The organism is Actinosynnema sp. NPDC023658, from assembly GCF_040639995.1.
In the GTDB taxonomy this organism is placed as follows: Bacteria; Actinomycetota; Actinomycetes; order Mycobacteriales; family Pseudonocardiaceae; genus Actinosynnema.
This window is the reverse complement of record NZ_JBFAAX010000060.1, coordinates 1-23,081: the sequence shown is the minus strand read 5'-3', so window position 1 is coordinate 23,081 and position 23,081 is coordinate 1. Positions and strand designations below refer to the sequence as shown.

Annotated in this window: 23 protein-coding genes; 8 read left to right on the top strand and 15 right to left on the bottom strand. The window is 70.6% G+C overall.

Translation table 11 applies throughout. The features are described 5' to 3' along the window. Window positions 1-45: 45 nt before the first annotated feature. Window positions 46-1,149: a LacI family DNA-binding transcriptional regulator gene (locus AB0G02_RS10625; protein WP_360792349.1), complete on the bottom strand. Its 1,104-nt coding sequence runs from the start codon at window positions 1,147-1,149 to the stop codon at window positions 46-48. A gap of 107 nt (window positions 1,150-1,256) precedes the next feature. Next, the gene (locus tag AB0G02_RS10620) at window positions 1,257-2,306 is read right to left on the bottom strand and encodes a LacI family DNA-binding transcriptional regulator (protein WP_360792347.1); all 1,050 of its coding nucleotides are present in this window, start codon (window positions 2,304-2,306) and stop codon (window positions 1,257-1,259) included. Between the two features lie 243 nt (window positions 2,307-2,549). Between AB0G02_RS10620 and AB0G02_RS10615 the strand changes: the two genes are divergently transcribed. The 3 genes from AB0G02_RS10615 (at window position 2,550) to AB0G02_RS10605 (ending at window position 5,667) form a co-directional block, all read left to right on the top strand. Then, window positions 2,550-3,788 carry an extracellular solute-binding protein gene (locus AB0G02_RS10615; RefSeq protein ID WP_360792345.1) on the top strand — a complete coding sequence of 413 codons (1,239 nt, stop codon included), beginning with the start codon at window positions 2,550-2,552 and terminating at the stop codon, window positions 3,786-3,788. 104 nt (window positions 3,789-3,892) lie between these two features. After that, window positions 3,893-4,774, top strand: a complete 882-nt coding sequence (locus AB0G02_RS10610; RefSeq protein ID WP_360792351.1) for a sugar ABC transporter permease — start codon at window positions 3,893-3,895, stop codon at window positions 4,772-4,774. After that, the gene (locus tag AB0G02_RS10605) at window positions 4,774-5,667 is read left to right on the top strand and encodes a carbohydrate ABC transporter permease (RefSeq protein ID WP_360792343.1); all 894 of its coding nucleotides are present in this window, start codon (window positions 4,774-4,776) and stop codon (window positions 5,665-5,667) included. Before AB0G02_RS10610 ends, AB0G02_RS10605 begins: the two co-directional genes overlap by 1 nt. 36 nt (window positions 5,668-5,703) lie before the next feature. Here AB0G02_RS10605 and AB0G02_RS10600 read toward each other — a convergent pair whose 3' ends face one another. The 3 genes from AB0G02_RS10600 to AB0G02_RS10590 are packed head-to-tail and all read right to left on the bottom strand — an operon-like array spanning window position 5,704 to window position 6,998. Further along, window positions 5,704-6,108 (bottom strand): type II toxin-antitoxin system VapC family toxin, encoded by a 405-nt coding sequence (locus AB0G02_RS10600; protein WP_360792341.1) that lies wholly within the window; start codon window positions 6,106-6,108, stop codon window positions 5,704-5,706. Next, window positions 6,101-6,379, bottom strand: coding sequence for a PhdYeFM domain-containing protein (locus tag AB0G02_RS10595; protein ID WP_360792339.1), 279 nt, complete (start codon window positions 6,377-6,379; stop codon window positions 6,101-6,103). Before AB0G02_RS10595 ends, AB0G02_RS10600 begins: the two co-directional genes overlap by 8 nt. Before the next feature lie 52 nt (window positions 6,380-6,431). Then, entirely contained in the window at window positions 6,432-6,998 is a 567-nt protein-coding gene (locus tag AB0G02_RS10590) for a histidine phosphatase family protein (RefSeq protein WP_360792337.1), read from the bottom strand. A gap of 121 nt (window positions 6,999-7,119) precedes the next feature. Here AB0G02_RS10590 and ugpC point away from each other — a divergent pair, with 121 nt between their 5' ends. From ugpC to AB0G02_RS10570, 4 genes are all read left to right on the top strand, one after another. After that, window positions 7,120-8,220: a sn-glycerol-3-phosphate ABC transporter ATP-binding protein UgpC gene (ugpC, locus tag AB0G02_RS10585; RefSeq protein WP_360792335.1), complete on the top strand. Its 1,101-nt coding sequence runs from the start codon at window positions 7,120-7,122 to the stop codon at window positions 8,218-8,220. A gap of 168 nt (window positions 8,221-8,388) precedes the next feature. Beyond that, entirely contained in the window at window positions 8,389-9,354 is a 966-nt protein-coding gene (locus AB0G02_RS10580) for a zinc ABC transporter substrate-binding protein (protein WP_360792333.1), read from the top strand. Then, entirely contained in the window at window positions 9,351-10,184 is an 834-nt protein-coding gene (locus AB0G02_RS10575) for a metal ABC transporter ATP-binding protein (RefSeq protein WP_360792331.1), read from the top strand. The genes AB0G02_RS10580 and AB0G02_RS10575 overlap by 4 nt, the downstream gene beginning before the upstream one ends. Further along, window positions 10,184-11,014, top strand: a complete 831-nt coding sequence (locus AB0G02_RS10570; protein ID WP_360792329.1) for a metal ABC transporter permease — start codon at window positions 10,184-10,186, stop codon at window positions 11,012-11,014. Before AB0G02_RS10575 ends, AB0G02_RS10570 begins: the two co-directional genes overlap by 1 nt. 271 nt (window positions 11,015-11,285) lie before the next feature. Here AB0G02_RS10570 and AB0G02_RS10565 read toward each other — a convergent pair whose 3' ends face one another. The 10 genes from AB0G02_RS10565 to AB0G02_RS10520 form a co-directional block, all read right to left on the bottom strand. Then, window positions 11,286-12,674, bottom strand: a complete 1,389-nt coding sequence (locus tag AB0G02_RS10565; protein WP_360792327.1) for a GGDEF domain-containing protein — start codon at window positions 12,672-12,674, stop codon at window positions 11,286-11,288. Window positions 12,675-12,976: 302 nt separating this feature from the next. Further along, entirely contained in the window at window positions 12,977-14,200 is a 1,224-nt protein-coding gene (locus AB0G02_RS10560; protein WP_360792325.1) for an MFS transporter, read from the bottom strand. Window positions 14,201-14,562: 362 nt separating this feature from the next. Further along, window positions 14,563-15,984 (bottom strand): MBOAT family protein, encoded by a 1,422-nt coding sequence (locus AB0G02_RS10555; RefSeq protein ID WP_360792323.1) that lies wholly within the window; start codon window positions 15,982-15,984, stop codon window positions 14,563-14,565. A gap of 133 nt (window positions 15,985-16,117) precedes the next feature. After that, on the bottom strand, window positions 16,118-17,086 hold the full coding sequence (gene rlmB / locus AB0G02_RS10550) for a 23S rRNA (guanosine(2251)-2'-O)-methyltransferase RlmB (protein WP_360792321.1): 969 nt from the start codon (window positions 17,084-17,086) through the stop codon (window positions 16,118-16,120). 4 nt (window positions 17,087-17,090) lie between these two features. After that, entirely contained in the window at window positions 17,091-18,482 is a 1,392-nt protein-coding gene (gene cysS / locus AB0G02_RS10545) for a cysteine--tRNA ligase (protein ID WP_360792319.1), read from the bottom strand. Window positions 18,483-18,527: 45 nt separating this feature from the next. Beyond that, on the bottom strand, window positions 18,528-19,139 hold the full coding sequence (locus AB0G02_RS10540) for an HAD family hydrolase (protein ID WP_360792317.1): 612 nt from the start codon (window positions 19,137-19,139) through the stop codon (window positions 18,528-18,530). A gap of 187 nt (window positions 19,140-19,326) precedes the next feature. After that, complete coding sequence (locus tag AB0G02_RS10535) at window positions 19,327-19,722, bottom strand: PPOX class F420-dependent oxidoreductase (protein ID WP_360792315.1); 396 nt, start codon at window positions 19,720-19,722, stop codon at window positions 19,327-19,329. 5 nt (window positions 19,723-19,727) lie between these two features. Next, window positions 19,728-20,201 carry a 2-C-methyl-D-erythritol 2,4-cyclodiphosphate synthase gene (gene ispF, locus AB0G02_RS10530; protein WP_360792313.1) on the bottom strand — a complete coding sequence of 158 codons (474 nt, stop codon included), beginning with the start codon at window positions 20,199-20,201 and terminating at the stop codon, window positions 19,728-19,730. Next, window positions 20,198-20,962 carry a 2-C-methyl-D-erythritol 4-phosphate cytidylyltransferase gene (gene ispD / locus AB0G02_RS10525; RefSeq protein WP_360792311.1) on the bottom strand — a complete coding sequence of 255 codons (765 nt, stop codon included), beginning with the start codon at window positions 20,960-20,962 and terminating at the stop codon, window positions 20,198-20,200. The genes ispF and ispD overlap by 4 nt, the downstream gene beginning before the upstream one ends. A 33-nt stretch (window positions 20,963-20,995) precedes the next feature. Continuing rightward, window positions 20,996-21,484 carry a CarD family transcriptional regulator gene (locus AB0G02_RS10520; RefSeq protein ID WP_012782996.1) on the bottom strand — a complete coding sequence of 163 codons (489 nt, stop codon included), beginning with the start codon at window positions 21,482-21,484 and terminating at the stop codon, window positions 20,996-20,998. A 369-nt stretch (window positions 21,485-21,853) separates the two neighbouring features. Here AB0G02_RS10520 and AB0G02_RS10515 point away from each other — a divergent pair, with 369 nt between their 5' ends. Continuing rightward, on the top strand, window positions 21,854-22,681 hold the full coding sequence (locus tag AB0G02_RS10515) for a hypothetical protein (RefSeq protein ID WP_360792309.1): 828 nt from the start codon (window positions 21,854-21,856) through the stop codon (window positions 22,679-22,681). Window positions 22,682-23,081: the final 400 nt, after the last annotated feature.

The following is a 23,081-nucleotide window of genomic DNA, read 5'->3' as shown; positions in this document are numbered from 1 at the left end:
GCGGGGACCCCTGCGGCAGTTCGGGAGTTGGTCAGGCGGGGCGGTTCACGGGCCGAACCAGCGTTCCTCGGCCGTGCCGCGCGGGGCGGCGGCGGTGGCGCCCATGATCAGCTCGGTCGACAGGGTGACGGCCCGGGGACGGGTGCGCTCGGCCGAGTCCAGCAGCAGCTTGCCCGCCGCGCGGCCCTTCTCCAGCACCGGCTGCCGGACCGTGGTCAGACCGGCCTGCTCGGCCTCGCGGATGCCGTCGAACCCGGTGACGGTGATGTCGACGGGCACGCGCATCCCACGCCGCTGCACCTCGCTCAGAGCTCCGAGGGCCAGTATGTCGGACGTGCAGATCAGCGCGGTGATCTGCGGGTCGCGCTCCAGCACCTGCGCCGCCGCCGAGGCGCCGGACGCGATGGTGTGGTCGAACCGCTCCGCCACCGGCACCGTGGCCCAGTCGACGCCGACCGACGCGAACGCCTGCGCCAGCCCGGCCAACCGCGCCTTCTGCACGTGGAAGTGCGCCGCCTGCTGCCGGTCCGGCGTCACGAAGTCGTCGTTGCGGTCACGGGCCAGCCGCATGCACACCACGCCGACGCGCCGGTGCCCCAACGAGATCAGGTGCTGCGCCAGCGCGTGCATGGCGGCCTGGTCGTCGATGCCGACGCGGTCGACGTTGGCGAGGTCGGGCTGGTCGCACACGACGGTCGGCACGGGCCGCTCCAGCACGGCCGCCAGGTGCGGGTCGTCGTCGGGCACCGAGTACACGACGAAACCGTCGACACCGGCCCGGTGCACGGCCGCCACGTCCTCGCGCTCGGGGTTCGCCGGCACGAGCAGCAGCCCGGTCCCGGCGTCCTCGCAGGCGAGCGCCAACCCCTCCAGGAACCCGATCGCCGCCGGGTCGCGGAACGCGTAGGACAGGTTCTCGGTGAGCAGCAGGCCCACCGCACCGGCCTTCCTGGTCCGCAGTGAACGGGCCACCGGGTCGGGCCCCGGGTACCCGAGTCGTCTCGCTGTCTCCAACACCCGGCGTCGCAGCTCTGGCGAGAGCTGGTCGGGACGGTTGTACGCGTTGGACACCGTTGTCCGGGAAACACCCAGCTCCGCCGCCAGTGAGGCGAGCGTCGCGGGGCGTCGCACATGCATCGACCGCGCCATGAAGTGACCGTAACGGTTCAGAACCAATTACAGAAGTGGGGGTGACCGGCGTCCCTCTGATTTCTCATCAGTGCACGTCGGACGGGGTTACCTCAGGGTACAATGGTCTAAACCAATGAGGGTGGCGCGGACGACTCGCGCACCACCAGCCGGGGCCGGAAAACGCGCGTGTAATTCCCCGCCGGACGCCTGCGCCGATCGGGGTCGAGCCGGTGCACCAACTCGTCCACGGCCGCCGACGCCATTTCCTCGATCGGCTGCGCCAGGGTGGTCAGCGACGGCGAGCAGTAGGACGCCAGCGGGATGTCGTCGAACCCCACCACGGACAGGTCGCGCGGCACGACCAGCCCGCGCCGGTGCGCCTCCCGCAGCACGCCGATCGCCATGTGGTCGGACGAGCAGATCACCGCCGTCGGCCGCACGGTGTCCAGCAACGTGGACACCGCCTGCGCGCCGCCCTCGGGCCCGAACGGCGCGTGCGCCACGAAGTCCGACGTCGCGGGCAGGCCGTCCTCCTCCAGCGCCGCCGCCCACCCGGCCCGCTTGAGCCGCGACGGCAACGACCGCGCCGGTCCCGACACGAACCCGATCCGCCGGTGACCCAGCTCGACCAGGTGCCGGGCCGCCGCGTACCCGGCGTGCTGCTCGTCCACGGTCACGTCCGGCACGTCCAGCGACGGCGTCGCCCCGTTGAGGAACACCATGTGCACGCCGTCGGCCAGCAGCTTCGCGTAGTACGACGGCCGCGGCGCCTGGCCGAGCGGCACCTCGACGTTGGTGATCTCCGGCGACACGAACACCATGCCCTCGACGCCGCGGGCCAGGAGCATCCGCACGTACTCCTCCTCGCCCATCGCCCCCGCGCCCGTCGCCCGCGTGTTGCACAGCAGCGACGAGTACCCCAGCCGCGCGGCGCGCACCTCCAGCGACTCGGCGAACGCCGGGAACACCGGGTTGGACAGCTCGGGCACGAGCAGGCCGATCACCCCGGTCCGCTGGAGGGCACCGAGGCCGCGCGGTGTGTAAGGCATTTCCGCAAGCACCGCGAGCACGCGCTGCCGCGTCTCGTCGTTCACGCCCGCCCGGCGGTTGAGCACCCGGCTGACCGTGGAGATGCTCACCCCGGCTGCCCTGGCGATCTCGGACAGACCGGACACCCTGCCTCCTCGCGATTATGTCGTTGGCGTGCAGCCTGCCGTCAGCGGCAAATTTTTGCAACGCCCACCTCGGTTTCCTCACGGGTGACGGGGCCGTTACGGCTTGGTTACGTCAAGTCCCTTGACCCGGCCCTGGTCGGCGGGATGAAATCCGCGGCAACAATTTCGCAAGTTCTTGCAAGAGCCTTCATCACGGTGGAGGCCGCAGGAGGGACGACAGCAACGATGCGACGTACCACCCTCGTGACCGCAGTGGCGGCCGCCGGAGCCCTCGTCCTCACCGCGTGCGGCGGTGGAGGCGGCGGGTCGGCGTCCGGCGACTCCGGTGAGGTCACCTTCTGGGACACCAGCGGCCCGAACGAGAGCCCGGTGTTCACCGCCATCGCGCAGGACTGCGCGACCAAGGGCGGCTACAAGGTGAAGACCGAGACGGTCGCCTTCGACCAGGCGCTCAACAACTACCGGACCGCGGCCCAGGGCGGTCAGGGCCCGGACGTCTTCCGCGCCGAGGTCGCGTGGGTGTCGCAGCTGGCCAAGCTGGGCTACGTCGTCGACCTGACCGGCACGGAGCTGGCGAGCGACACGTCCGACTTCCTGGACACCCCGCTGGGCTCCACCGAGTACGACGGCAAGACCTACGGCGTCCCCCAGGTCACCGACTCGCTGGCGCTGTTCTACAACAAGAAGCTGCTGGCCGACGCCGGCGTCGAGCCGCCGAAGACGTGGGACGACGTCAAGGCCGCCGCGGCCAAGCTCGGCGGCGAGAAGACGATCTTCATCAACAACGACGCGTACTACGCGCTGCCGTTCGTCTACGGCGCGGGCGGCGACCTGGTCGACGCCGACGCGAAGAAGATCGTGGTCAACTCCGCGGACAACGTGAAGGCGCTGGAGACCGCCAAGGGCCTGCTCGACGCCAAGGCCGCCACCACCGCGCTGGACCCGGCGAACTCCTACAACAACATGCAGGCCGCGTTCACCTCCGGCGAGGTCGCCATGGTCGTGAACGGCCCGTGGTCGGTTGCCGACTACCTCAAGGGCGCCGCGTTCGGCGACGCCACCAACCTCGGCATCGCACCCGTGCCCGGCGCCACCGCGGGCAAGGGCTCCGCGCCGGTCGGCGGCCACGACTACGTGATCCGCCAGGGCACCAAGGCCAAGGACTCGTCGGTCAAGTTCATCGCCTGCATGAGCAGCGTCGAGTCGCAGGTCCGCGTCGCCAAGGAGCTGGGCCTGCTGCCCACCCGCAAGTCCGCCTACGACAACGCCGACGTGAAGGCCAACGCGGTCGTGTCCGCGTTCGAGCCGGTCGTCACCGCCGCCCACCCGCGCGCGTGGATCCCCGAGGGCGGCCAGCTGTTCGACCCGCTGAAGATCGCCTACGCCGACGTGCTGGCGGGCAAGAAGGACGCCAAGACGGCGCTGGACGAGGTCGCCAAGACCTACAAGGACACCGTCGTCCCCGAGTACACCGTCGGCTGACCATCCCCCGCGACGCCCGGCCCCCCCGAGGGCCGGGCGTCGTGGGGCGGCGAAGGGAGACTTCGGTGCGCAGGTTCCTGGACCGGCACTGGTACGCGTACGCGATGGTGCTGCCGGTCGTGGTGGTCATCGCGGTGCTGGTGCTGTTCCCGCTCGCCCAGGGCGTGTTCTTCACCTTCACCGACATCAACGAGGGCAACATCGCCAACCCGATCCTCGATCGACCGGCGACCTACGTCTCCGTCGGCCTGGGCAACTACCTGAAGGTGCTGTCCGGCGACGCCAGCTACGGCGCGTTCTGGTCCACGCTGGTGCGCACGCTGATCTGGACGTTCGGCTGCGTGTTCTTCCACTACGCGATCGGCCTGGGGCTGGCGCTGCTGCTCAACCGGGAGGTGCGCGGCCGGGCGGTCTACCGGGTGCTGCTGATCCTGCCGTGGGCGGTGCCCGCGTTCATCAGCGCGTTCGCCTGGAAGTACATGTTCAACGCGCAGTACGGGATCATCAACCAGTTCCTGCGCTTCCTGGGGCTGGACGACCCGCCGGTGTGGCTCGGCCAGTCGAACTGGGCGCTGGTCGCGGTGATCATCGTCAACGTGTGGCTGGGCGTGCCGTTCATGATGGTGGCGCTGCTGGGCGGCCTCCAGTCGATCCCCGGCGACCTCTACGAGGCGGCCGAGGTCGACGGCGCGACGGCGTGGCAGCGGTTCCGCGACGTGACGCTGCCCGGCCTGCGGTCGGTGTCCAGCACGGTGGTGCTGCTGGGCATCATCTGGACGTTCAACATGTTCGCGGTCATCTACCTGATCACCGGGCCGAACCCGAACACCCGGATCCTGGTGACCTACGCGTTCGAGCGGTTCTTCTCCGGCGCGTCCCGCGACTTCGCGGTGGCGTCGACCTACGGCGTGCTGATCCTGTCCGTGCTGCTCGTGTTCGCGGGCGTGTACCGGCGTGCGCTGCGCAAGCAAGGCGAGGTGTGGTGATGACGGTCGAAGCCGCGTCGTCGAAGGTGGTCCGGCCGGTCCGCGCGCGCAAGCGCTCGCAGCGGTCCGCGGTCGCGAGCGCCGGGCTGCACGGCGCGCTGGTCGTGGCGTCGCTGATCGCGGTGTTCCCGGTGTTCTGGGTGCTGGTGACGTCGTTCAAGCCGGACGCCAAGGCGGTGGAGACCACGCCGAAGCTGCTCAACGACTCCAGCCTGGACAACTACGGGCGGATCCTGGCCGGCGAGAAGGGCGACTTCCTGGCCTGGTTCGGCAACTCGGTGCTGATCGCGCTGATGACCACGGTGCTGGCGGTGTTCCTGTCCGCGACCACCGGGTACGCGGTGTCGCGGTTCCGGTTCCCGGGCAAGCGGTCGCTGATGCTGTCGTTCCTGGTCGTGCAGATGTTCCCGTTCGCGGTGCTGATCGTGCCGCTGTACAACATCCTGCTGGCGCTGGGGCTGCAGGGCACGTCGCTGGGCCTGGTGCTGGTGTACTGCACGACCGCGGTGCCGTTCTGCACGTACATGCTGAAGGGCTACTTCGACACCATCCCGAACGACATCGACGAGGCCGGGCGGGTGGACGGCCTGTCGCCGTTCGGCGTGTTCTGGCGGCTGGTGCTGCCCCTGGCCCGGCCGGGCCTGGCCGTGACCGCGTTCTACGCGTTCCTGACGGCGTGGGGCGAGGTGGCGTTCGCGTCGGCGTTCCTGTCGGCGGCGGACGAGTCGAAGACGCTGGCCGTCGGACTGCAGGTGTTCGTGCAGCAGAACCGGACCGAGTGGGGTCACCTGGCGGCCGCCTCGATCCTCGTCGCGATCCCCGCGGTCGTGGTGTTCTACCTGGTGCAGCGGTTCCTGGTGACGGGCCTGTCGTCGGGCGCGGTGAAGGGCTGAACCGCCGGGGCCTCCGCACGGCGCGGGGGCCCCGGCTCAGACCTCGACGACCTCGACCAGCGACTCCAGGCCGACGAAGTCCTTGGCGTTGCGGGTGTACAGCGGCAGGCCGTGGCACGAGGCGGTGGCCGCGATCATCAGGTCCAGCCGGCGCGATCGCGGGTCACGCCCCACATCCAGCGTCAGGGCGATCAGCGTGCCGTAGCGAGTGGCCGTTTGCCTGTCGAACGGCAGCGGCTCGAACTCCACGATCGCGGCGGCCAGCTGCTGCGTGCGGGCCATGTACGAGGCGGCGTCCCTCGCGGCCGCCACGCCGTGGTGCAACTCGGCCAACGTGATGGCGGTGATCTCCGGAACCTCCGGCAGCACCTCCGGGGCCAGCACGCCGAGGTCGATGTAGGTGGACGTGTCCAGGACGCCGGAGGTGTGGCGGTCAGCCACGACCGCGCTCCCACGGGTCGTCGTCCCCGATGCGATCCGCGCCGCCGAAGAACTCGTCCCCTTCCGCGCGCATCGCCGCGTAGTCGACCCTCGGCAGGTGCTTGTGCCGTTCGACGAGTTCCTCCGAGGTCAGGCGCCGCCTGCCCTCGCGCGGGCGGACTTCGGCGACTTCCACCCCGTCCCGCGTCACGTAGTACGTCTCGCCCGCTTCGACGGCTTCCACCACCTCGGCGGGGTGGTCGGTGAACTCCTGCTTGCTGATGACCTTCACACCGCACAGGCTAGGGAGCCGCGGCAGGCCCGTCCAGCGGCAAGACCGCTGGTCAAAGGCCTGGACCGCGTGCCTCGACCGGGTGGTCTCCGTCCCACCGCACCCGGTAGACGGCGGGCATCGGCATGTCCTTCAGGAACGACCACGAGACCGCGCGGCCGGCCGCCAGCAGGGTGCGCGCGGCGAACGTGCCGTGCGTGCCGATCAGCACCACGCCGCCCTCGTGCTCGGCGGCCACCGCCGTCAACGCCCGCAGCAGGCGCGCGCTCAGCGCCGCCATGCTCTCCCCGCCCGGCCGCGCCTCCTCGGGGTGCTCCCAGCTGTGCGAGAAGTGCCGCGCGTAGTCGGGCGTCGGCGTGATCCCCGAGTCCCACTCCCGCAGCTCCCACCGGGCCTCCACCTCCACGCCCAGCGCCTCGGCCGTCGGCCGCACGGTCTGCACGGCCCTGAGGTACGGGCTCGACAACACCGCCGTCGGACGCAGGGCGAGCAGCTCGGGGACGAGCTCGCGGGCCTGGACCAAGCCCTCCGGCACCAGCGGCCGGGTCAGCTCGTCCGGGCCGTCCGGGGTGGGCACGACGGGGAGGGCGTGGCGGACGAGCACGAGGTCGGTGGCCATGTCCCACCACTACCAGACCCCCGCGGCTGAACCGATGCGGAATTAGACCAATACACCCGTTCCCGTAAGCGCTTGCAATGCCTAGCGTTGCGGCAAAGCTTGGTAGTGAAAGGTGCGTGGCATGGCTGAGGTCGCCTACGTCAAGGCTTCGCGGATCTTCTCCGGCAACCCGCCGGTCCGCGCGGTCGACGAGCTGTCGTTGGACGTCACCGACGGCGAGTTCCTGGTACTGGTCGGTCCGTCCGGCTCCGGCAAGTCCACCGCGCTGCGGATGCTCGCGGGTCTGGAGGACGTGGACGAGGGCGCCATCCACATCGGCGGCAAGGATGTCACCAACGTGCCGCCCAAGGGCCGCGACATCGCGATGGTGTTCCAGTCCTACGCGCTGTACCCGCACATGACCGTCGCGGAGAACATGGGCTTCGCGCTCAAGCTGCGCGGCGTCAACAAGACCGAGATCCGGGAGAAGGTCGCGGAGGCGGCCCGGATGCTCGACCTCGAGAAGTACCTGGACCGCAAGCCGAAGGCGCTGTCCGGTGGCCAGCGGCAGCGCGTCGCGATGGGCCGCGCGATCGTCCGCGAGCCCTCCGTGTTCCTCATGGACGAGCCGCTGTCCAACCTGGACGCGAAGCTGCGCGTGGAGACCCGCGCGAACATCGCCGCCCTCCAGGCGCGGCTGGGCACGACCACCATCTACGTCACGCACGACCAGGTCGAGGCCATGACCATGGGCCACCGGGTCGCCGTGCTCAAGGACGGCCTGCTCCAGCAGTGCGACACCCCGCGCGCGCTGTACGACAAGCCGGCCAACGCGTTCGTCGCGGGTTTCATGGGCTCGCCCGCGATGAACCTCAAGACCGTGCCGCTGACGTCGGAGGGCGCGAAGCTCGACGGCATCGTGGTGCCGCTGGAGCGCCGCGCGCTGGACAAGGCCGCGGGCGAGGGCCTGTCCGAGGTCACGTTCGGCATCCGGCCGGAGTCGCTGGCGCTGGTCAGCTCCACCGAGCAGGGCATGGACATGACCGTCGAGCTGGTCGAGGAGCTGGGCGCGGACGCGCTCATGCACGGCTCGGTCCGCATCGGTGACGTGCCCGAGCGGTTCGTGGTCCGCGTCGACGGCCGCACGCCGCCGACCCTGGGCCAGACCGTGAAGGTCGCCGTGCGCGACGCCTCCGAGGTGCACCTGTTCCACCCGGAGTCGGGCTACCGCCTGACCGACTGACGCACCACCCGCGCACACCACAGGGGCCACCTCCCCGTTCTGGGGGTGAGGTGGCCCCTGTGGTGCGCGGAACACCCGGTCGGTGGACATGTGGGTAGCGGAGCGTTCTAAACTGAACTCGACAACGGTTTCCATTGCCTATACATCCGCCTGTCGAGGAGTGCTCTGATGACCGTCCGCAACGCGTTGCTCGGCGCGGTGGCCGCCGCGACCGCCGTCGCCCTCACCGCCTGCGGCGCGCAGGGCACCCCCGCCGCCGAGGACGACGGCAAGATCAAGGTCGTCGCCTCCACCAACGTGTGGGGCAGCGTGGTCGAGGCCGTCGGCGGTGACGCCGTCGAGGTCGGCGCGATCATCGACGACCCGTCCGGCGACCCGCACTCCTACGAGAGCAAGCCGTCCGACCTCGCCGCGGTGCGCGACGCCGACCTGGTGATCTTCAACGGCGGCGGCTACGACGACTTCTTCGCCACGCTGCTCGGCCCGGACACCGAGGCCGCCCACAAGGAGGCCGCCCGGAAGATCGAGGCGTTCACGCTGTCCGGCAAGGCCTCCGACCACGAGGAGCCGGGGGCGTCCGCCGAGCCGGAGACCGACGAGGCCGGCCACGACCACTCCGTCAACGAGCACGTCTGGTACGACTTCGCGACCGTCCGCAAGGTCGCCGACCAGGCCGCCGCCGACCTCGGCGCCATCGCTCCGGACCGCAAGGCCGCCTTCGAGGGCAACGCCGAGCGGTTCGACGCCCAGCTGACCGAGCTGGAGCAGCGCGTCGCCGGCAAGGGCGCGGGCAAGAAGGTCCTGGCGACCGAGCCGGTGGCGCACTACCTGCTCGACACCGCGGGCGTCGAGGACGTGACCCCCGAGTCGTTCAGCGACGCCGTGGAGAACGAGACCGACATCCCGGCCGCCGCGCTGGCCGACGTCACCCGCCTGGTCGAGCAGAAGCAGGTGACCGCGCTGGTCAACAACGCGCAGACGGAGAACGCCGCCACCAAGCAGGTCGTCGAGGGGGCGAAGGCGGCGGGACTGCCCGTCGCGGAGGTGACCGAGACGCTGCCGGAAGGCGTCACGGGTTACCTTGACTGGATGACGAAGCAGGTGGACTCGCTGGTGGGAGCGCTCGGTACATGACGCTCTCGGGCAAGACGACCCAGGCGGCGGACAGGTCGACCCGCGCGGCGGTCGCGCTGCGCGGCGCGCGGCTGTCCTACGGCGACCGGGTGCTGTGGGACGGGCTGGACCTGGACGTCGCCCCCGGCGAGTTCGTGGCCGTCCTCGGACCCAACGGCTCCGGCAAGACCAGCCTCATCCGGGTGCTGCTCGGCCTGCAGCAGCTGTCCGCGGGCACGGTGCGCGTGGCGGGCGGCAACCGGCGCATCGGCTACATCCCGCAGCAGCGGGCGCTCGACGTCAGCCTCGTCCTGCGGGGCCGCGACCTGGTCGGCTTCGGCCTGGACGGGCACTCCTGGGGCGTCGGCTGGCGCAACCGGCGCGAACGCCGGGCCAGGGTGGACGCGGCGCTGGAGTCCGTCGGCGCGACGCGGTACGCCGACGAGCCCGTCGGCCTGCTCTCCGGCGGCGAGCAGCAGCGGCTGCGGGTGGCGCAGGCCCTGGTGGGCGACCCCGAGGTGCTGCTGTGCGACGAGCCGCTGCTCTCGCTCGACCTCGGCCACCAGCGCGTGGTCAGCGACCTGATCGACGCCCGGCGCCGCGCGGCGGGCACGGCCGTGCTGTTCGTGACCCACGAGATCAACCCGATCCTGCCGCTGGTCGACCGGGTGCTGTACCTGGTCGACGGCCGGTTCCGGATCGGCACGCCCGCCGAGGTGATGACCTCGCGGACGTTGACCGAGCTGTACCGCACGAACGTCGAGGTGGTCCGCGTGCGCGACCAGATCCACGTGGTCGGCGCGCAGCACGTGTGCGAGGACGAGCCGCACCACGTGGCGGATGAGGGCTGATGGACGACTTCTTCGACGTGGGGCTCACGGTGGAGCTGCTGGGCTACGTCCAGCCGATGCTCATCGCGGGCGCGGTGCTGGGCCTGGTGGCGGGCCTGCTGGGGCCGCTGGTGGTGACCCGCAAGATGGCGTTCGCCGTGCACGGCACGAGCGAGCTGGCGTTCACCGGCGGCGCGGCCGCCCTGCTGGTCGGCGTCGGCGTCGGCTACGGCGCGCTGGCTGGCTCGGTGCTCGCGGCGCTGCTGCTGGGGCTGCTGAGCAGGCGCGACTCGGACCGGGACTCGGTGATCGGCGCGATCCTCGCGTTCGGACTGGGTCTCGGCGTGCTGTTCCTGGCCCTCTACAAGGGGCGTTCGGCGAACAAGTTCGGGCTGCTCACCGGGCAGGTGGTGAGCGTCGGGTCGACCGACCTGTGGCTGCTGATCGGCTCGTCGGTCGCCGTGCTGGTGGTGCTCGCGGTCATCTACCGGCCGCTGCACTTCGCCAGCGTGGACGCCGCCGTGGCCGTGGCGCGCGGTGTGCCGGTGCGCACGCTGTCGGTGGTGTTCGCGGTGCTGGTGGGCGTGGCGACGGCGTTGAGCGTGCAGCTGGTGGGCGCGCTGCTCGTGCTGTCGCTGATGATCACGCCCGCGGCGGCGGCGACGAGGGTCACCGCGAGCCCGTTGCGCGCCACCGTGCTGGCCGTGGTGTTCGCCGAGGTGTCGGTGCTCGGCGGGATGGTGCTGTCACTCGCACCGGGGATGCCGGTGAGCGCGTTCGTGACCGCCGTGTCGTTCCTGATCTACCTGATCTGCCGGTTGCTGGGGACCAAGAAGGAAAAAGTCGCCTAGCAGGTTTGAAGTAGGCCAGGAGTGGGTAGTCAGGCCGTGAGGGGGCACCGAGAGGCCCGAACGTGGGCCGCACGCGGGAACGGGTGCCATGCGGAGCACGGCGGTGACGTGCCTGGACCACCGCGGACGCGGTGGCCGAACGACCCGCGCCCGGACCCCCGGTCGTCACGCTGCTCGACGAGCCAGGTCCGCGCGGACCGCCTTACCCACCCCCGTCCCGCCCGGTGTGGCGGACTTGCGCGGTGCAGCCGACCTAAGCGGTGCAGCCGACCTAAGCGGTGCGGCTGACCTCGGCGGTGTCGCCCTCGACCGGCTGGTCCACCCGCTGCGCGGGCAGGATCCTGATCTCACCGGCGGCGACGCGCACCTGGTTGCGGCCGTTCTCCTTGGCCGCGTAGAGCGCCGCGTCCGCGCAGTGCTGCGCGTCGGACAGGCAGTCGCCGTTGTCCGGCAGCACGGCCACGCCGATGGACGCCGAGATGGCGCGCACCTCCGGCCCCTCCGGCGTCAACGGCAGGTTCCGACCCCTCAGGGTGACGGTGTTGCGGTGCTTGTCGGTGGTCACCACGGACATCTCACCGATCGCCTCGCGCACCCGTTCCGCGATGGCCGTGCCCTGCGCCAGGCCCGTGTCGGCCAGCACGACGACGAACTCCTCGCCGCCGTCGCGCCCGGCCACGTCACCCGGCCGCAGCTTCTCCCGCAGGATCCGACCGACCTCGGCCAGCACGGCGTTGCCCGCCGGGTGGCCCCAGGTGTCGTTGATCCGCTTGAAGTGGTCCAGGTCGATGGCCAGCACGGTCACCGGCTGCCCGTCGTGGCGGCACCGGTCGGTGAGCCTGCCCGCGTACTCGGCCAGGCCGTTGGTGTTGAGCAGCCCGGTCCGGTAGTCGGTGTGCGCGTCCTCGGCCAGCCGCGCCTGGAGCTGCTCCTGCTCGCGCAGCAGCCGTTCGAGGTGCGCCCGCCGCTGGGCGGCGTGGTAGAGCAGCGCGTTGACCAGGATCACCGGGAACACCAGCAGCAGCGGGCCCACCCAGTGCGTCGTCATCAGCATGCCGAGCATGGCGCCCGCGCCGAGCGTGCTCAGCTCCAGCATGTTGTCCGCCCGCGAGCCCAGGAACTCCTGGAGGCGGGTGTGCGGGGTGACGATCTTCAACGCGATGGCGATGTTCGCGCCCTGCGCGCCCCAGTTGACCACCCCGGCCACGATGAGCACGAGCACGAGGACCAGGTCGGTCGGGATGCGGCCGGTGGCCAGCAGCGACAGGCCGGACAGGTGCACCACGGCCCACGCCAGCATGGTGCCGCCGAGGATGCTCGCGGTGCTGAACACGAACCGGTACGGCTGCCGTCGCGCGATCGGCTGGATCAGGATCCGCATCCAGACCGTCGCGAGCACGGCCAGCGCGCCCGGCAGGGCGATGGCGGCGGCGAACGTCCACACCGACGTGAGGTCGATGTGCGGGCCGGCCGACTCGTTGCGCCGCGATTCCTCGGCCCGGCGCACGATCATCAGGTGCACGGTGATGGCGAACATCACCGCGCCGAACCGCAGCCAATCGGCGTTCGAGACGGAGTCGAGCCCGGTGAGCAGCCAAATGGCGGCAGCGGCGACGGCCGATTCGACGAGGAGGAAGTACACCAGTGCGGCCGGTCGCAACGTCCACAGATCCCAGTTGCGAATCGAGGGCCGGCCGACTGCCCCAGAAGTCTTCTGGTCAGTCAAACTGTTCTTCACCACGACCCCCTACCCTCTGCCCGGCGCCGCATGCCGAACGCCGTTCGGAGCGGCACGCCCGTGCCCGAGACGCGCACTGAGGAGGTGTTCGCCATGCGCAACCGCGACATGTGACCACTTCCCTCCATCCCAGGCCGAATGTTCACCGTACGTGCCCGCGGGCTAGCGGGCCGCAGCCGAGGGGTCCTTCATGTTTGACAATCGCGATATGTGATGACTCCGTTTCAGATCGCTACCGCTTCCGGGTCGTTCCGAGTGCGGGCCCGTCGCCAGGCTACGGTCGCCTGGGTGGCCAGCAGCAGCCCGATGCCGCCCGCACCGGCGATGGTGGCGGTCACCGACCCGACCGTGTGCGCCACGACACCGGCCAACGCCATGCCGCCGCCCTGCGACGAGCGCAGAGCGGCACGGCCGATGCCGTACGCCCGACCGCGGTAGGCGTCGGGCAGGATGCGCATCCACGCCGAACGAGCGGGCGTGTGGTACGCACCGGCCATACCGGCGATGACCAGCAGTGCGATGGTCCAGGTCAGGTTCGGGTTCAACGCGAACATGACCAGGGGGGCCAAGGACAGTATGGCGAGAGGGCCGATCAGCCGCTCGCGCTTCGCGGGATCGCGCACGAGCCGGAAGAGCACGGCCACGCCCAGGACGTTGGCGGCCGGCTCGATGGCCAGGATCAGGCCCACCGCCCACACCGCGCCCAGATCGGCCGCCAGCGGCACCGCCAGCCCCTCGGGGACCATGGCCAGGCCCGCCAGCAGGCGCATGCCCATCAGGCTGCGCAGCCGGGGCTCGGTGACCAGCAGCGTGAACGCCCCCTTGGGGCCTTCGGGATCCCGATTGGTGCCGCGCGGGTCCGCGGCGGGCCGGTGCTTCACCGACAGCTGCACGAGGATCGCCACCCACACGAACGTGGCCGCGTCGATGGCGAGCGCGACGTTGGCGCCCGCGTTGGTGACCAGGAACCCCGCGGCGGCCAGGCCTGCCATCTGCGCGACGTCCACCGACGTGCCGAACAGCGCCACGCCGTCGTCGTAGCGCTTCTCCGGCAGCACGTGCGGCAGGCTCGCCTCCTGCGCCGCCAGGAACGGCGACGAGATCATCAGGACGACGACCAGCAGCACGATCATCACCCACAGCGGCACGCCCGGCACGGCCATCAGGCCGACCAGGGCGGCTTGCAGCCACGCGCACCACACCATCACCGTGCGGCGGGGGAAGCGGTCCGCGACCCAGCCCAGCAGCGGGCCCGAGACCAGCGGCGGGAACAGCGTCAACGACCACGTGAGGGCCGTCCACGCCGGTGAGTGGGTGCGCTCGAACACCAGGAGAGACAGCGCGACCGCCGCGAGCTGGTCACCGACCGTCGACACCGTCGAGCCGATCCACATGCCGCGGAACTCGCGGTTGCCCACGAGCGCGCGGATGGTCCCCCCGGAAGTCACAACTCCCCCAGGTTGGTCGGCCCCGATGAGTGAGTCACGTTACCCCCACCCGAAGTAACAATTTCCCTCGGTTAGCACGGTAGAAGCTGCCGGATGTGCAATCTCTGTCCTACCACACTGTGTACCCGAACGGAGCAGGTCGGTTACATAAAGTAGTTACAACAGCGAAAAATCGGCGACTTATTCTTGACAGTTGACGGTAGGTGACCCGGCGTGAGCAATCCTCGCCTACCCTACGTCGACCACCGCGTCCATTGGTCACGGGACCGCTGGTCCGACCGGTCCAGCGCCTTCCTGCGGTCGCCCGTGGGTGACCGACCGGTTGACGCGTCAATTGTTGAACTTCGACCGCGTGTCGATCATCAGAACTGGTAGTACAGGAACGGGCTGAACGTGCCGCTGGCCACCAGGACCGCCGCGTACCCGACGCCGATGGTCATCAGCGACACCCGCGCCGCGGTCGCGATCCGGTCCCGGGAAGACTCCAGGTAAGGCCCGCTCACCGGGTGGTCCGGCATTGCGACAATTGCCAGAGCCAGGACCAGCAGAACAATGCGCTGATTGGTCGCCGCCGCAGCCACGGCTTCGGTCAGCCCGCTGAAATCCGGCAGCAGCAGGTGGCCGATGATTGTGAACGCGGTACCGAGATCCGCCGACCTGAAGAACACCCAGCCGATTACCACGAGCAACATCGTCAAGGCTCGACGGGCAATTCGGGTACGCGTAGTGACGGGTGCCGAATCCCATCCGAATCGGCGCTCCAGCACGAGCAGCCCGCCGTGGAACAAACCCCACGCCAGGAACGTCCAGTTGGCGCCGTGCCAGAAACCGGTGAGCACGAAGACGATCGTCAGGTTCCGGTAGGTCTGGAGCACGCCGCCACGGTTGCCGCCGAGCGGGATGTAGACGTAGTCGCGGAACCAGCGCGACAGCGACATGTGCCAGCGGCGCCAGAACTCGGTGATCGTCACCGACGAGTACGGGCGGGCGAAGTTCTCCGGCAGCCGGAAGCCCAGCATGCGGCCGAGGCCGATGGCCATGTCGGAGTAGCCGGAGAAGTCGAAGTACAGCTGGAGCGTGTAGCCGATCGCGCCCAGCCACGCGATGCCCGTGGTCATCTCGCCGGACGGGGTGGCGAAGCAGGCGTCCACCAGCGGCGCGAGCGAGTCCGCGATGATCACCTTCTTGCACAGGCCGAGGGCGAACCGGGGGAAGCCGGCCGCGACGTCGTCCCAGCGGTGCAGGCGCGGCTGCGGCAGCTGGTCCGCGATCTCCCGGAAGCGCACGATCGGACCCGCCACGAGCTGCGGGAACATCGCGATGTAGGTGACGAACGCGACCGGTTCGCGCAGCGCGGGCCGCTCGCCGCGGTACACGTCGACCACGTAGGAGATGTGGTGGAACGTGTAGAACGAGATGCCGATGGGCAGCGCGAGCTTCACGACCGGCAGGTCGGCGCCGACGACGGCCGCGATGTCGTGCAGCTGCTCGGTGGCGAACCCCGCGTACTTCCAGACCAGCAGCACGCCCAGGTTCAGCGCGATCGAGCCGACCAGCACCAGCCTGCGGTCACCCGGCGTGCCCGGCTCCAGCCGCCGCCCGGCCAGGAAGTTGGCGACCATGCAGGCCACCAGCAACAACGTCGTCCCGCCCGCGCCCGAGACGTAGAACAGCAGGCTCGCCACGGCGACCACGCCGTTGCGCCAGTTCCTGGGCGTGACGAGGACGGTCGCGAGCACGACCGGCAGGAAGAACCACAGGAACAGCGGGCTGGCGAAGGACATCGCCGCAGACCTTATCCGCTGCTCACGCGGGCCGGAGCAGATCCACTCACAAACCGCCCCACCTCACAGCCGACCCCGCCCCGGGACGCGGAAGCGGGGGTCCCCGGTGGGAACCCCCGCGGTGCGAGGTCGGTCAGCCGCGCAGGTCGAGGCGGCGGCGGCGGGCGATCTCGGCCAGCACGACACCGGCCGCGACGGAGGCGTTCAACGACTCCACGCCGGCGGCCATCGGGATCGACACCCGCTGGTCGCACGTCTCCTTCACCAGGCGCGACAGGCCTCGGCCCTCGGACCCGACCACCACGACCAGCGGGCCGGTCGCCAGGTCCAGGCCGTCCACGTCCACGTCGCCGTCCGCGTCCAGGCCGACGATCATCAACCCGGCCTCGGCCCACTCCCTGAGCTGGCGGGTCAGGTTCGTCGCGATCGCGATCGGCATCCGCGCCGCCGTGCCGGCGCTCGTCCGCCACGCCACCGCGGTGATGCCCGCCGAACGCCGCTGCGGCAGCACGATCCCGTGCGCGCCGAACGCCGCCGCCGACCGCACCACGGCACCCAGGTTGCGCGGGTCCGTCACGCCGTCCAACGCCACCAGCAGCGGCGGCGTCCCCGCCTGCTGGGCGATCTTGAGCAGCTCGCGCGGCTCGGCGTACTCGAACGGCGGCACCTGCAACCCGAGCCCCTGGTGCATCGCGCCACCGGTGATCCGGTCCAGCTCGCCGCGCTGCACCTCCAGCACGGAGATGCCGCGCGTCGCCGCCAGCTGCACGGCCTCGGCCACCCGGTCGTCCGCGTCGATGCCCAGCGCCACGTACAGCGCCGTCGCCGGGATGCCGGCCCGCAGGCACTCGACCACCGGGTTGCGCCCGGCGACCGTCTCCGGCCCGTTCTCCGCGGCCTTGCGGCGCTGCGTGCGGACCTGCTCGGCCTTCGCCGCCGCACCGGCCCTCTTGTACGCGGGGTGGTTCGGCCGCTCGGTCGCCTTCGGCGTGGGGCCCTTGCCCTGCAAGCCCTTCGACTTCTGCCCGCCGGAACCGACGACCGCGCCCTTCTTGGAGCCGGGGTTGCGCATGGCGCCCCGGCGCTTGGAGTTACCAGCCACGAGCTCAGTCGTCCTTCAACGTCCACAACGGACCGTCGGGGGTGTCCTCGACGGCGATACCGGCCAGGAGCAGGTGATCGCGCAGCGCGTCCGCGCGCGCGAAGTCCCGGTCCTTGCGGGCCTGCGACCGCTCTTCCAGCAGCCGATCCACCAGCACGCCCAACGCGCGCCTGCCCGCGCCGCCCGCCGCGGCGTCGTGCCACTGCGGTGACAACGGGTCCAACCCGAGCACCCCGGTCATGGCCCGGACCGACTCGGCCGCGGCACGCGCGCCCAGGTCGTCACCGGACTCCAGCGCCGTGTTGCCCTCGCGCAGCCGCTTGTGGATCGCGGCCAACGCGCCGGGCGTGCCCATGTCGTCGTCCATCGACGCCACGAACGCGGGCGACAGCTCCCCGTCCGCGCCGACGGCCCCGGTCCGCTCGACCACGCGCCGCAGGAACGACTCGATCCGCCGGTACGCCGACACCGACTCGTCCAACGCCTCGGGCGAGTACTCGATGGTCGACCGGTAGTGCGGGCCCACCAGGTAGTACCGCAGCTCGGGCGCGCGGACCTGCTCCAGCATGGCCGGGATGCTCACCGTGTTGCCCAGCGACTTCGACATCTTCTCGCCGCTGAGCGTCACCCACGCGTTGTGCATCCAGTACCGGGCGAACCCGTCGCCCGCGGCCCGCGACTGCGCCTGCTCGTTCTCGTGGTGCGGGAAGATCAGGTCGATGCCGCCGCCGTGGACGTCGAACGTGCCACCCAGGTACTCGGTCGCCATCGCGGAGCACTCCAGGTGCCAACCCGGCCGGCCCGGACCCCACGGCGTCGGCCACGACGGCTCGCCCGGCTTCGCCGCCTTCCACAACGTGAAGTCGCGCGGGTCGCGCTTGCCGGTCGCGACGGACTCGCCCTGGTGCACCTCGTCCAGCTTCTGCCCGGACAGCGCCCCGTACTCGGGGAACGACGTGACCGAGAAGTACACGTCGCCGTCGGAGGCGTAGGCGTGGCCCTTCTCGATCAACCGGTCCATCAGGTCGACCATCTGCGTGACGTGGCCCGTCGCGCGCGGCGAGTACGACGCGGGCAGGCAGCCCAGCACGTCGTAGGCGTCGTCGAACGCCCGCTCGTGCTGGTAGGCCCACTCCCACCACTCGGCGCCGTGCTCGGCGGCCTTGGCGAGGATCTTGTCGTCGATGTCGGTGACGTTGCGCACGAGGTGCACGGTCGAGCCGTCACGGCCCAGCCAGCGGCGCAGCACGTCGAAGTTCAGGCCGCTGCGCACGTGGCCGATGTGCGGCACGCCCTGCACGGTGGCCCCACACACGTAGATCGACGCCGTTCCGCTGACCTGCGGGATGAACTCCCGCATGGACCGGGTCGCGGTGTCGAATAGGTGGAGGCTCACACGCAGATGGTACGGGCGTTGACCAGGGAGGGTTGAATCGCCCGGTCAGATGTGCTTGCGGAGCACCTGCAGCAGCGCGTCCGGCCGGCTGCCGGTCGGGAGCGGTTCGACGATCTCCACCGCGCACCCGATCGCCGCCGCGCCGCCGTCGGCCTCGACGCTGTCACCGATCATCAGCGCCTCGCTGGGGTGCACGCCGAGCCGGTCGCAGGCGATGCGGAAGATCTTCGGGTCCGGCTTGACGAAGCCCTCCTGGTAGGAGAGCACGAACTCGTCCACCCGGTTCTCGACGCCGTGGCGGGCGAAGACCGTGCGGATGTCCCAGGCGATGTTGCTGACGACCGCCGTCGGGACCTCGCTGCCCAGCGCCTGCGCGGTGTCCGGGTAGGCCTGCCAGAACGGCGGGCTGGTCAGGTCGGCGTAGAACCGCGCCGGGTCCTTGGCGCCCGCCTTCGCCAGCACGGCGAGGTGCATCTCCCGGTGCGCCACCGGGTCGAGGTCGCGGCGTTCCCACTGCTCGGGGTCCACGTCCAAGCCGTCCGCCACGCCGACGGGCGCGGTGAGCGCGCGCAGCAACCCGGCGTGGGCGGCCAGGGAGTCGTGCTCCAAGCGGAACAGGGTGCCGGAGAAGTCGAAGAGCACGGCGCGGATCGTCACGGAACCACGCTACGTGGTCCTGACATCGGAGGTCTGCAGCTACCCGATAACTGTGTTGCATTACACCGCAACGGCGGTGGGGCGAGGTCGTTGCGACGGCCGGCGGCGCGGGTTGCGAGTCGGGCTGAGGTCGCGCGGGGCGGGGTGCGGGTCGCGCGGGGGCGGCCGCGGGGGTCGGGCGGACCGGCTAGGCGGCGTTGCCCGTGACCTTGGTCGGGGTCAGGCGGAGCACCACGCGGACCTTGCCGGGCGCGTCAGCCGGGAAGTCCCGACCCGTGTACTTCTGCGCCAGGGCGTTGGTCAGCACGCGGTCGGTGTCCTCGACGACCGTCACGGTGCCGCGGATCTCCGCGTACACCTCGGGGTCGGCGTTGCTCCACACGCTCACGCTCGCCCGCGGGTCGCGGCGCAGGTTGCGCTCCTTGGCGCGGTCGCGCAGCGTCGAGAACAACAGGTCGTCGCCGTCCCTGGTCACCCACACAACAGATGTCTGCGGGCTGCCGTCCGGGTTCAGCGTCGCCAGGGCGGCGTAGTTCCGGTCGTCGACGAGGGCGCGCGTCGCCGCGCTGAGGGTGACCGCCATGTCGATCAGGCTAGTGGGACGAGCAGGGCGGTCGCCACGGCGGCGATGCCCTCGCCGCGCCCGGTCAACCCCAGGCCGTCGGTCGTCGTGCCGCTGACCGACACCGGCCCGCCGACCGCCTCGGACAGCACCCGCTGCGCCTCGTCACGGCGCTTGCCGACCTTCGGCGCGTTGCCGATGACCTGCACGGCCGCGTTGCCGACCTGGTAGCCGGCCTCCTCGACCAGGCGGCGCACCTCGGCCAGGAACTCCACGCCGTGCCGCCCGGACCACCGCGGGTCGCTCGTGCCGAACACCGCGCCCAGGTCGCCCAGCCCGGCGGCGGACAGCAGCGCGTCGCACAGCGCGTGCGCGACCACGTCACCGTCCGAGTGGCCGGCGCACCCGTCCACGCCGTCCCAGCGCAGGCCCGCCAACCAGCACTCCCGGCCGCGTTCCACCTGGTGGACGTCCGTGCCGATGCCGACCCTGGGGATCACCGTGCTCCTCCGCGCGCTTCTCCGCGTCCTGTCCCGCGTTCCGGGTCGCGTGTTCCGCCGCGATCGCCGCCGACCAGCAGCGCTTCGGCCACCGCCAGGTCGAACCTGGTGGTGATCTTCATGGCGTCGGGGTGGCCGGGGACCGTGACGACCGGCACACCGAGCCGTTCCACCAGGCCCGCGTCGTCCGTCGCGCCCAGGCCGGCTTCGTGGGCGGCCTCGTGCGCGCGCAGCAGCACGGCCGCGTCGAAACCCTGCGGCGTCTGCACGACCCGCAACGCCGAGCGGTCCGGTGTGGCGACCACCACACCGTCGGAGTCGACCTGCTTGACCGTGTCCGCGACCGGCAGCACGGGGATGACAGCGCGATGACCTGCGGCGACGGCGTCGACGACGGCGTGCACGACGGACGGCGGGGTGAACGCGCGAGCCGCGTCGTGAACGAGCACGATCGAAGTGTCGGGGATCTCACGCAGGGCGTACGTTAGCGCCAGGCGCACCGAATCCGACCGTTCGGCGCCACCCGGCACGACGTGCACCGCCCCGTCGGCTGGGGCCAACGGGGCGGTGACGGTATTCACAATGTCCACATCGGACGGAGGTGCGGCGATCACCACGTGTTGCACGCAGCCCGAGTCGAGAAGGCCGCGCACCGCACGCACGAGCAGCGGAACGCCGTCGACCGGCACGAGCGCCTTGGGCATGCCGTAGCCCAACCGCTCACCCCGGCCCGCCGCGGGCACGAGCGCGACCACACCCATGTCTGCGGTTTCCGGATTTGTAGGGTGGAACGATCAGGACGCGGTAGCCAGGACCTCGTCGAGGAGGACCTCAGCCTTGTCCTCGTCGGTGCCCTCGGCCAGCGCCAGTTCGCTAACCAGTATCTGTCGTGCCTTCGCCAGCATCCGCTTCTCACCAGCGGACAGTCCGCGATCCTTCTCGCGCCGCCAGAGGTCGCGCACCACTTCGGCCACCTTGTTCACGTCACCGGACGCGAGCTTCTCGAGGTTGGCCTTGTACCGCCGGGACCAGTTGGTCGGCTCCTCCGTGTGGGGAGCACGCAAGACCTCGAAGACCTTGTCAAGACCCTCCTGGCCGACGACGTCGCGCACGCCCACGATCTCGGCGTTGTCGGCGGGGACGCGAACCGTGAGGTCACCTTGGGCAACCTTGAGGACGAGGTACTTCTTCTCCTCGCCCTTGATCACACGGGTCTCGATTGCTTCGATGAGAGCGGCACCGTGGTGCGGGTAGACGACGGTCTCTCCGACCTTGAAAACCATGTGTCCTCTGCCCCTTTCGCTAACCCCATCCTAACACGCCGAGCAATCCCCTCTTCGGCGTCCGGAGATCAGTTCGCGCTGGTCAGAGCTGCGTGGGGGGTTGACAAATCACCCGGTCGCATGCAACGCCCGTGGTCGATCTTGCTCCACAGTGGACGTGTTGCGAACGTGCCCGGAGCGTGCTTCGGATGTGTCGGGAGGGTGCCGCGGACGTGCCGGGAGGGTGCGGAGAGGGCCGGACGAGCCGCTGTGGGGCACCACATGCCGCAGGTCCGGGCGCACCCCGTTAGGCTCCTTGACTGGTGGTCGGACCCGCTTCTACCGGGTACGACCCGCCTCGTCAGCACACCGGGAAGGATCCGAGCAGCCGTGGGTCGCGCACTCCAGAAGTCCCCAGCGCCGCGCCGCCTGGCCGTCGTGGCCGCCCTGGCGACGGGCCTCGGCTTGGCCGCCGCAGGCTGCAGCGCAGGTCAGATCACCCAGACGGACACCCAGGTGGCCGCCGTCAACGGTGCGAGCGGGCAGGCGGGAGACATCGCCGTCCGCGACGCGCAGTTCCTCTTCCCGACGGCGCACGGCGCCTACGGGGAGGGTGAGGACGCACCGATCGTGGTCGTGATCGCCAACAACGGGAGCAGCGCGGACAAGCTGCTGGGCGTGACCAGCGAGTTCTCCGCGCCGGCCGAGATCAGCGGTGACGCGGTGCTGGAGCCGGGGTCGGCCATCATCTCCGGCGCGGACCAGGACGACGCGAGCAGCCACGCGACGACGACCACGGGCAAGCCGTCGGGCTCGGCGTCCGCGGCGCCGTCCGGTTCGGCCAAGCCGTCGGACGCGCACTCGACCTCGGGGTCCGAGGCGCCGACCACGACGACCACACCGGCCGCCGGTGACTCGGCGGCCACGACCACGACGACCACGACCACCGGTTCGGCGGCGTCCGGTTCGGTGACGCCCACGTCGGGCCGGAACACCTCCATCTCGAACCCCCCGACGACCAGCGCCAAGAAGCCGTCCTCGACGGACCCGACGGAGCCCGGCTCGGTGAAGATCGTGCTCAAGGGCCTGAAGAAGGAGCTGCGGCCGGGTCAGACGATCAAGGTCACGTTCCTGTTCGAGAAGGCGGGCGAGCTGACGCTGGAGCTGCCGATCGGCGCCTCTCCGGAAGTGCGCCAGGACGCTCCGTCGGAGCACTGAGCGAGTAAGCGGAGTCGGTCGAGCAAGTCGAGCAGTCGAGTGAGTTGAGCAAGGCGAGTCAGTCGAGCGAGTCGAGTGAGTGCCGAGTAGGTGCTGAACGACTGAGCGCGAACAGCGACGCTGAACAGGGGTCCCCCGGCCAGGGGGACCCCTGTTTTTGATTCTGCCGGTTGGGGGTGACGGTGGTGGGGGCGTTGCGGCCGTCTGTGGATAACTGCTGGGGCTGTGGATAGCTGCTGGTGAGCGGTGTGCGGCTCGGTGGTGGTGCGGTGCGGTGGTGAGGCTGGGTGGTGGTGCGGTGCGAGGCCGGCTCGATTTGACATGGGGCCCTTACGGGCACCCCAGGCAGGCCAAAGCCGGACGCCGCGTCGATGCCCGCGGCGGTGAACGCGGCCTCGAA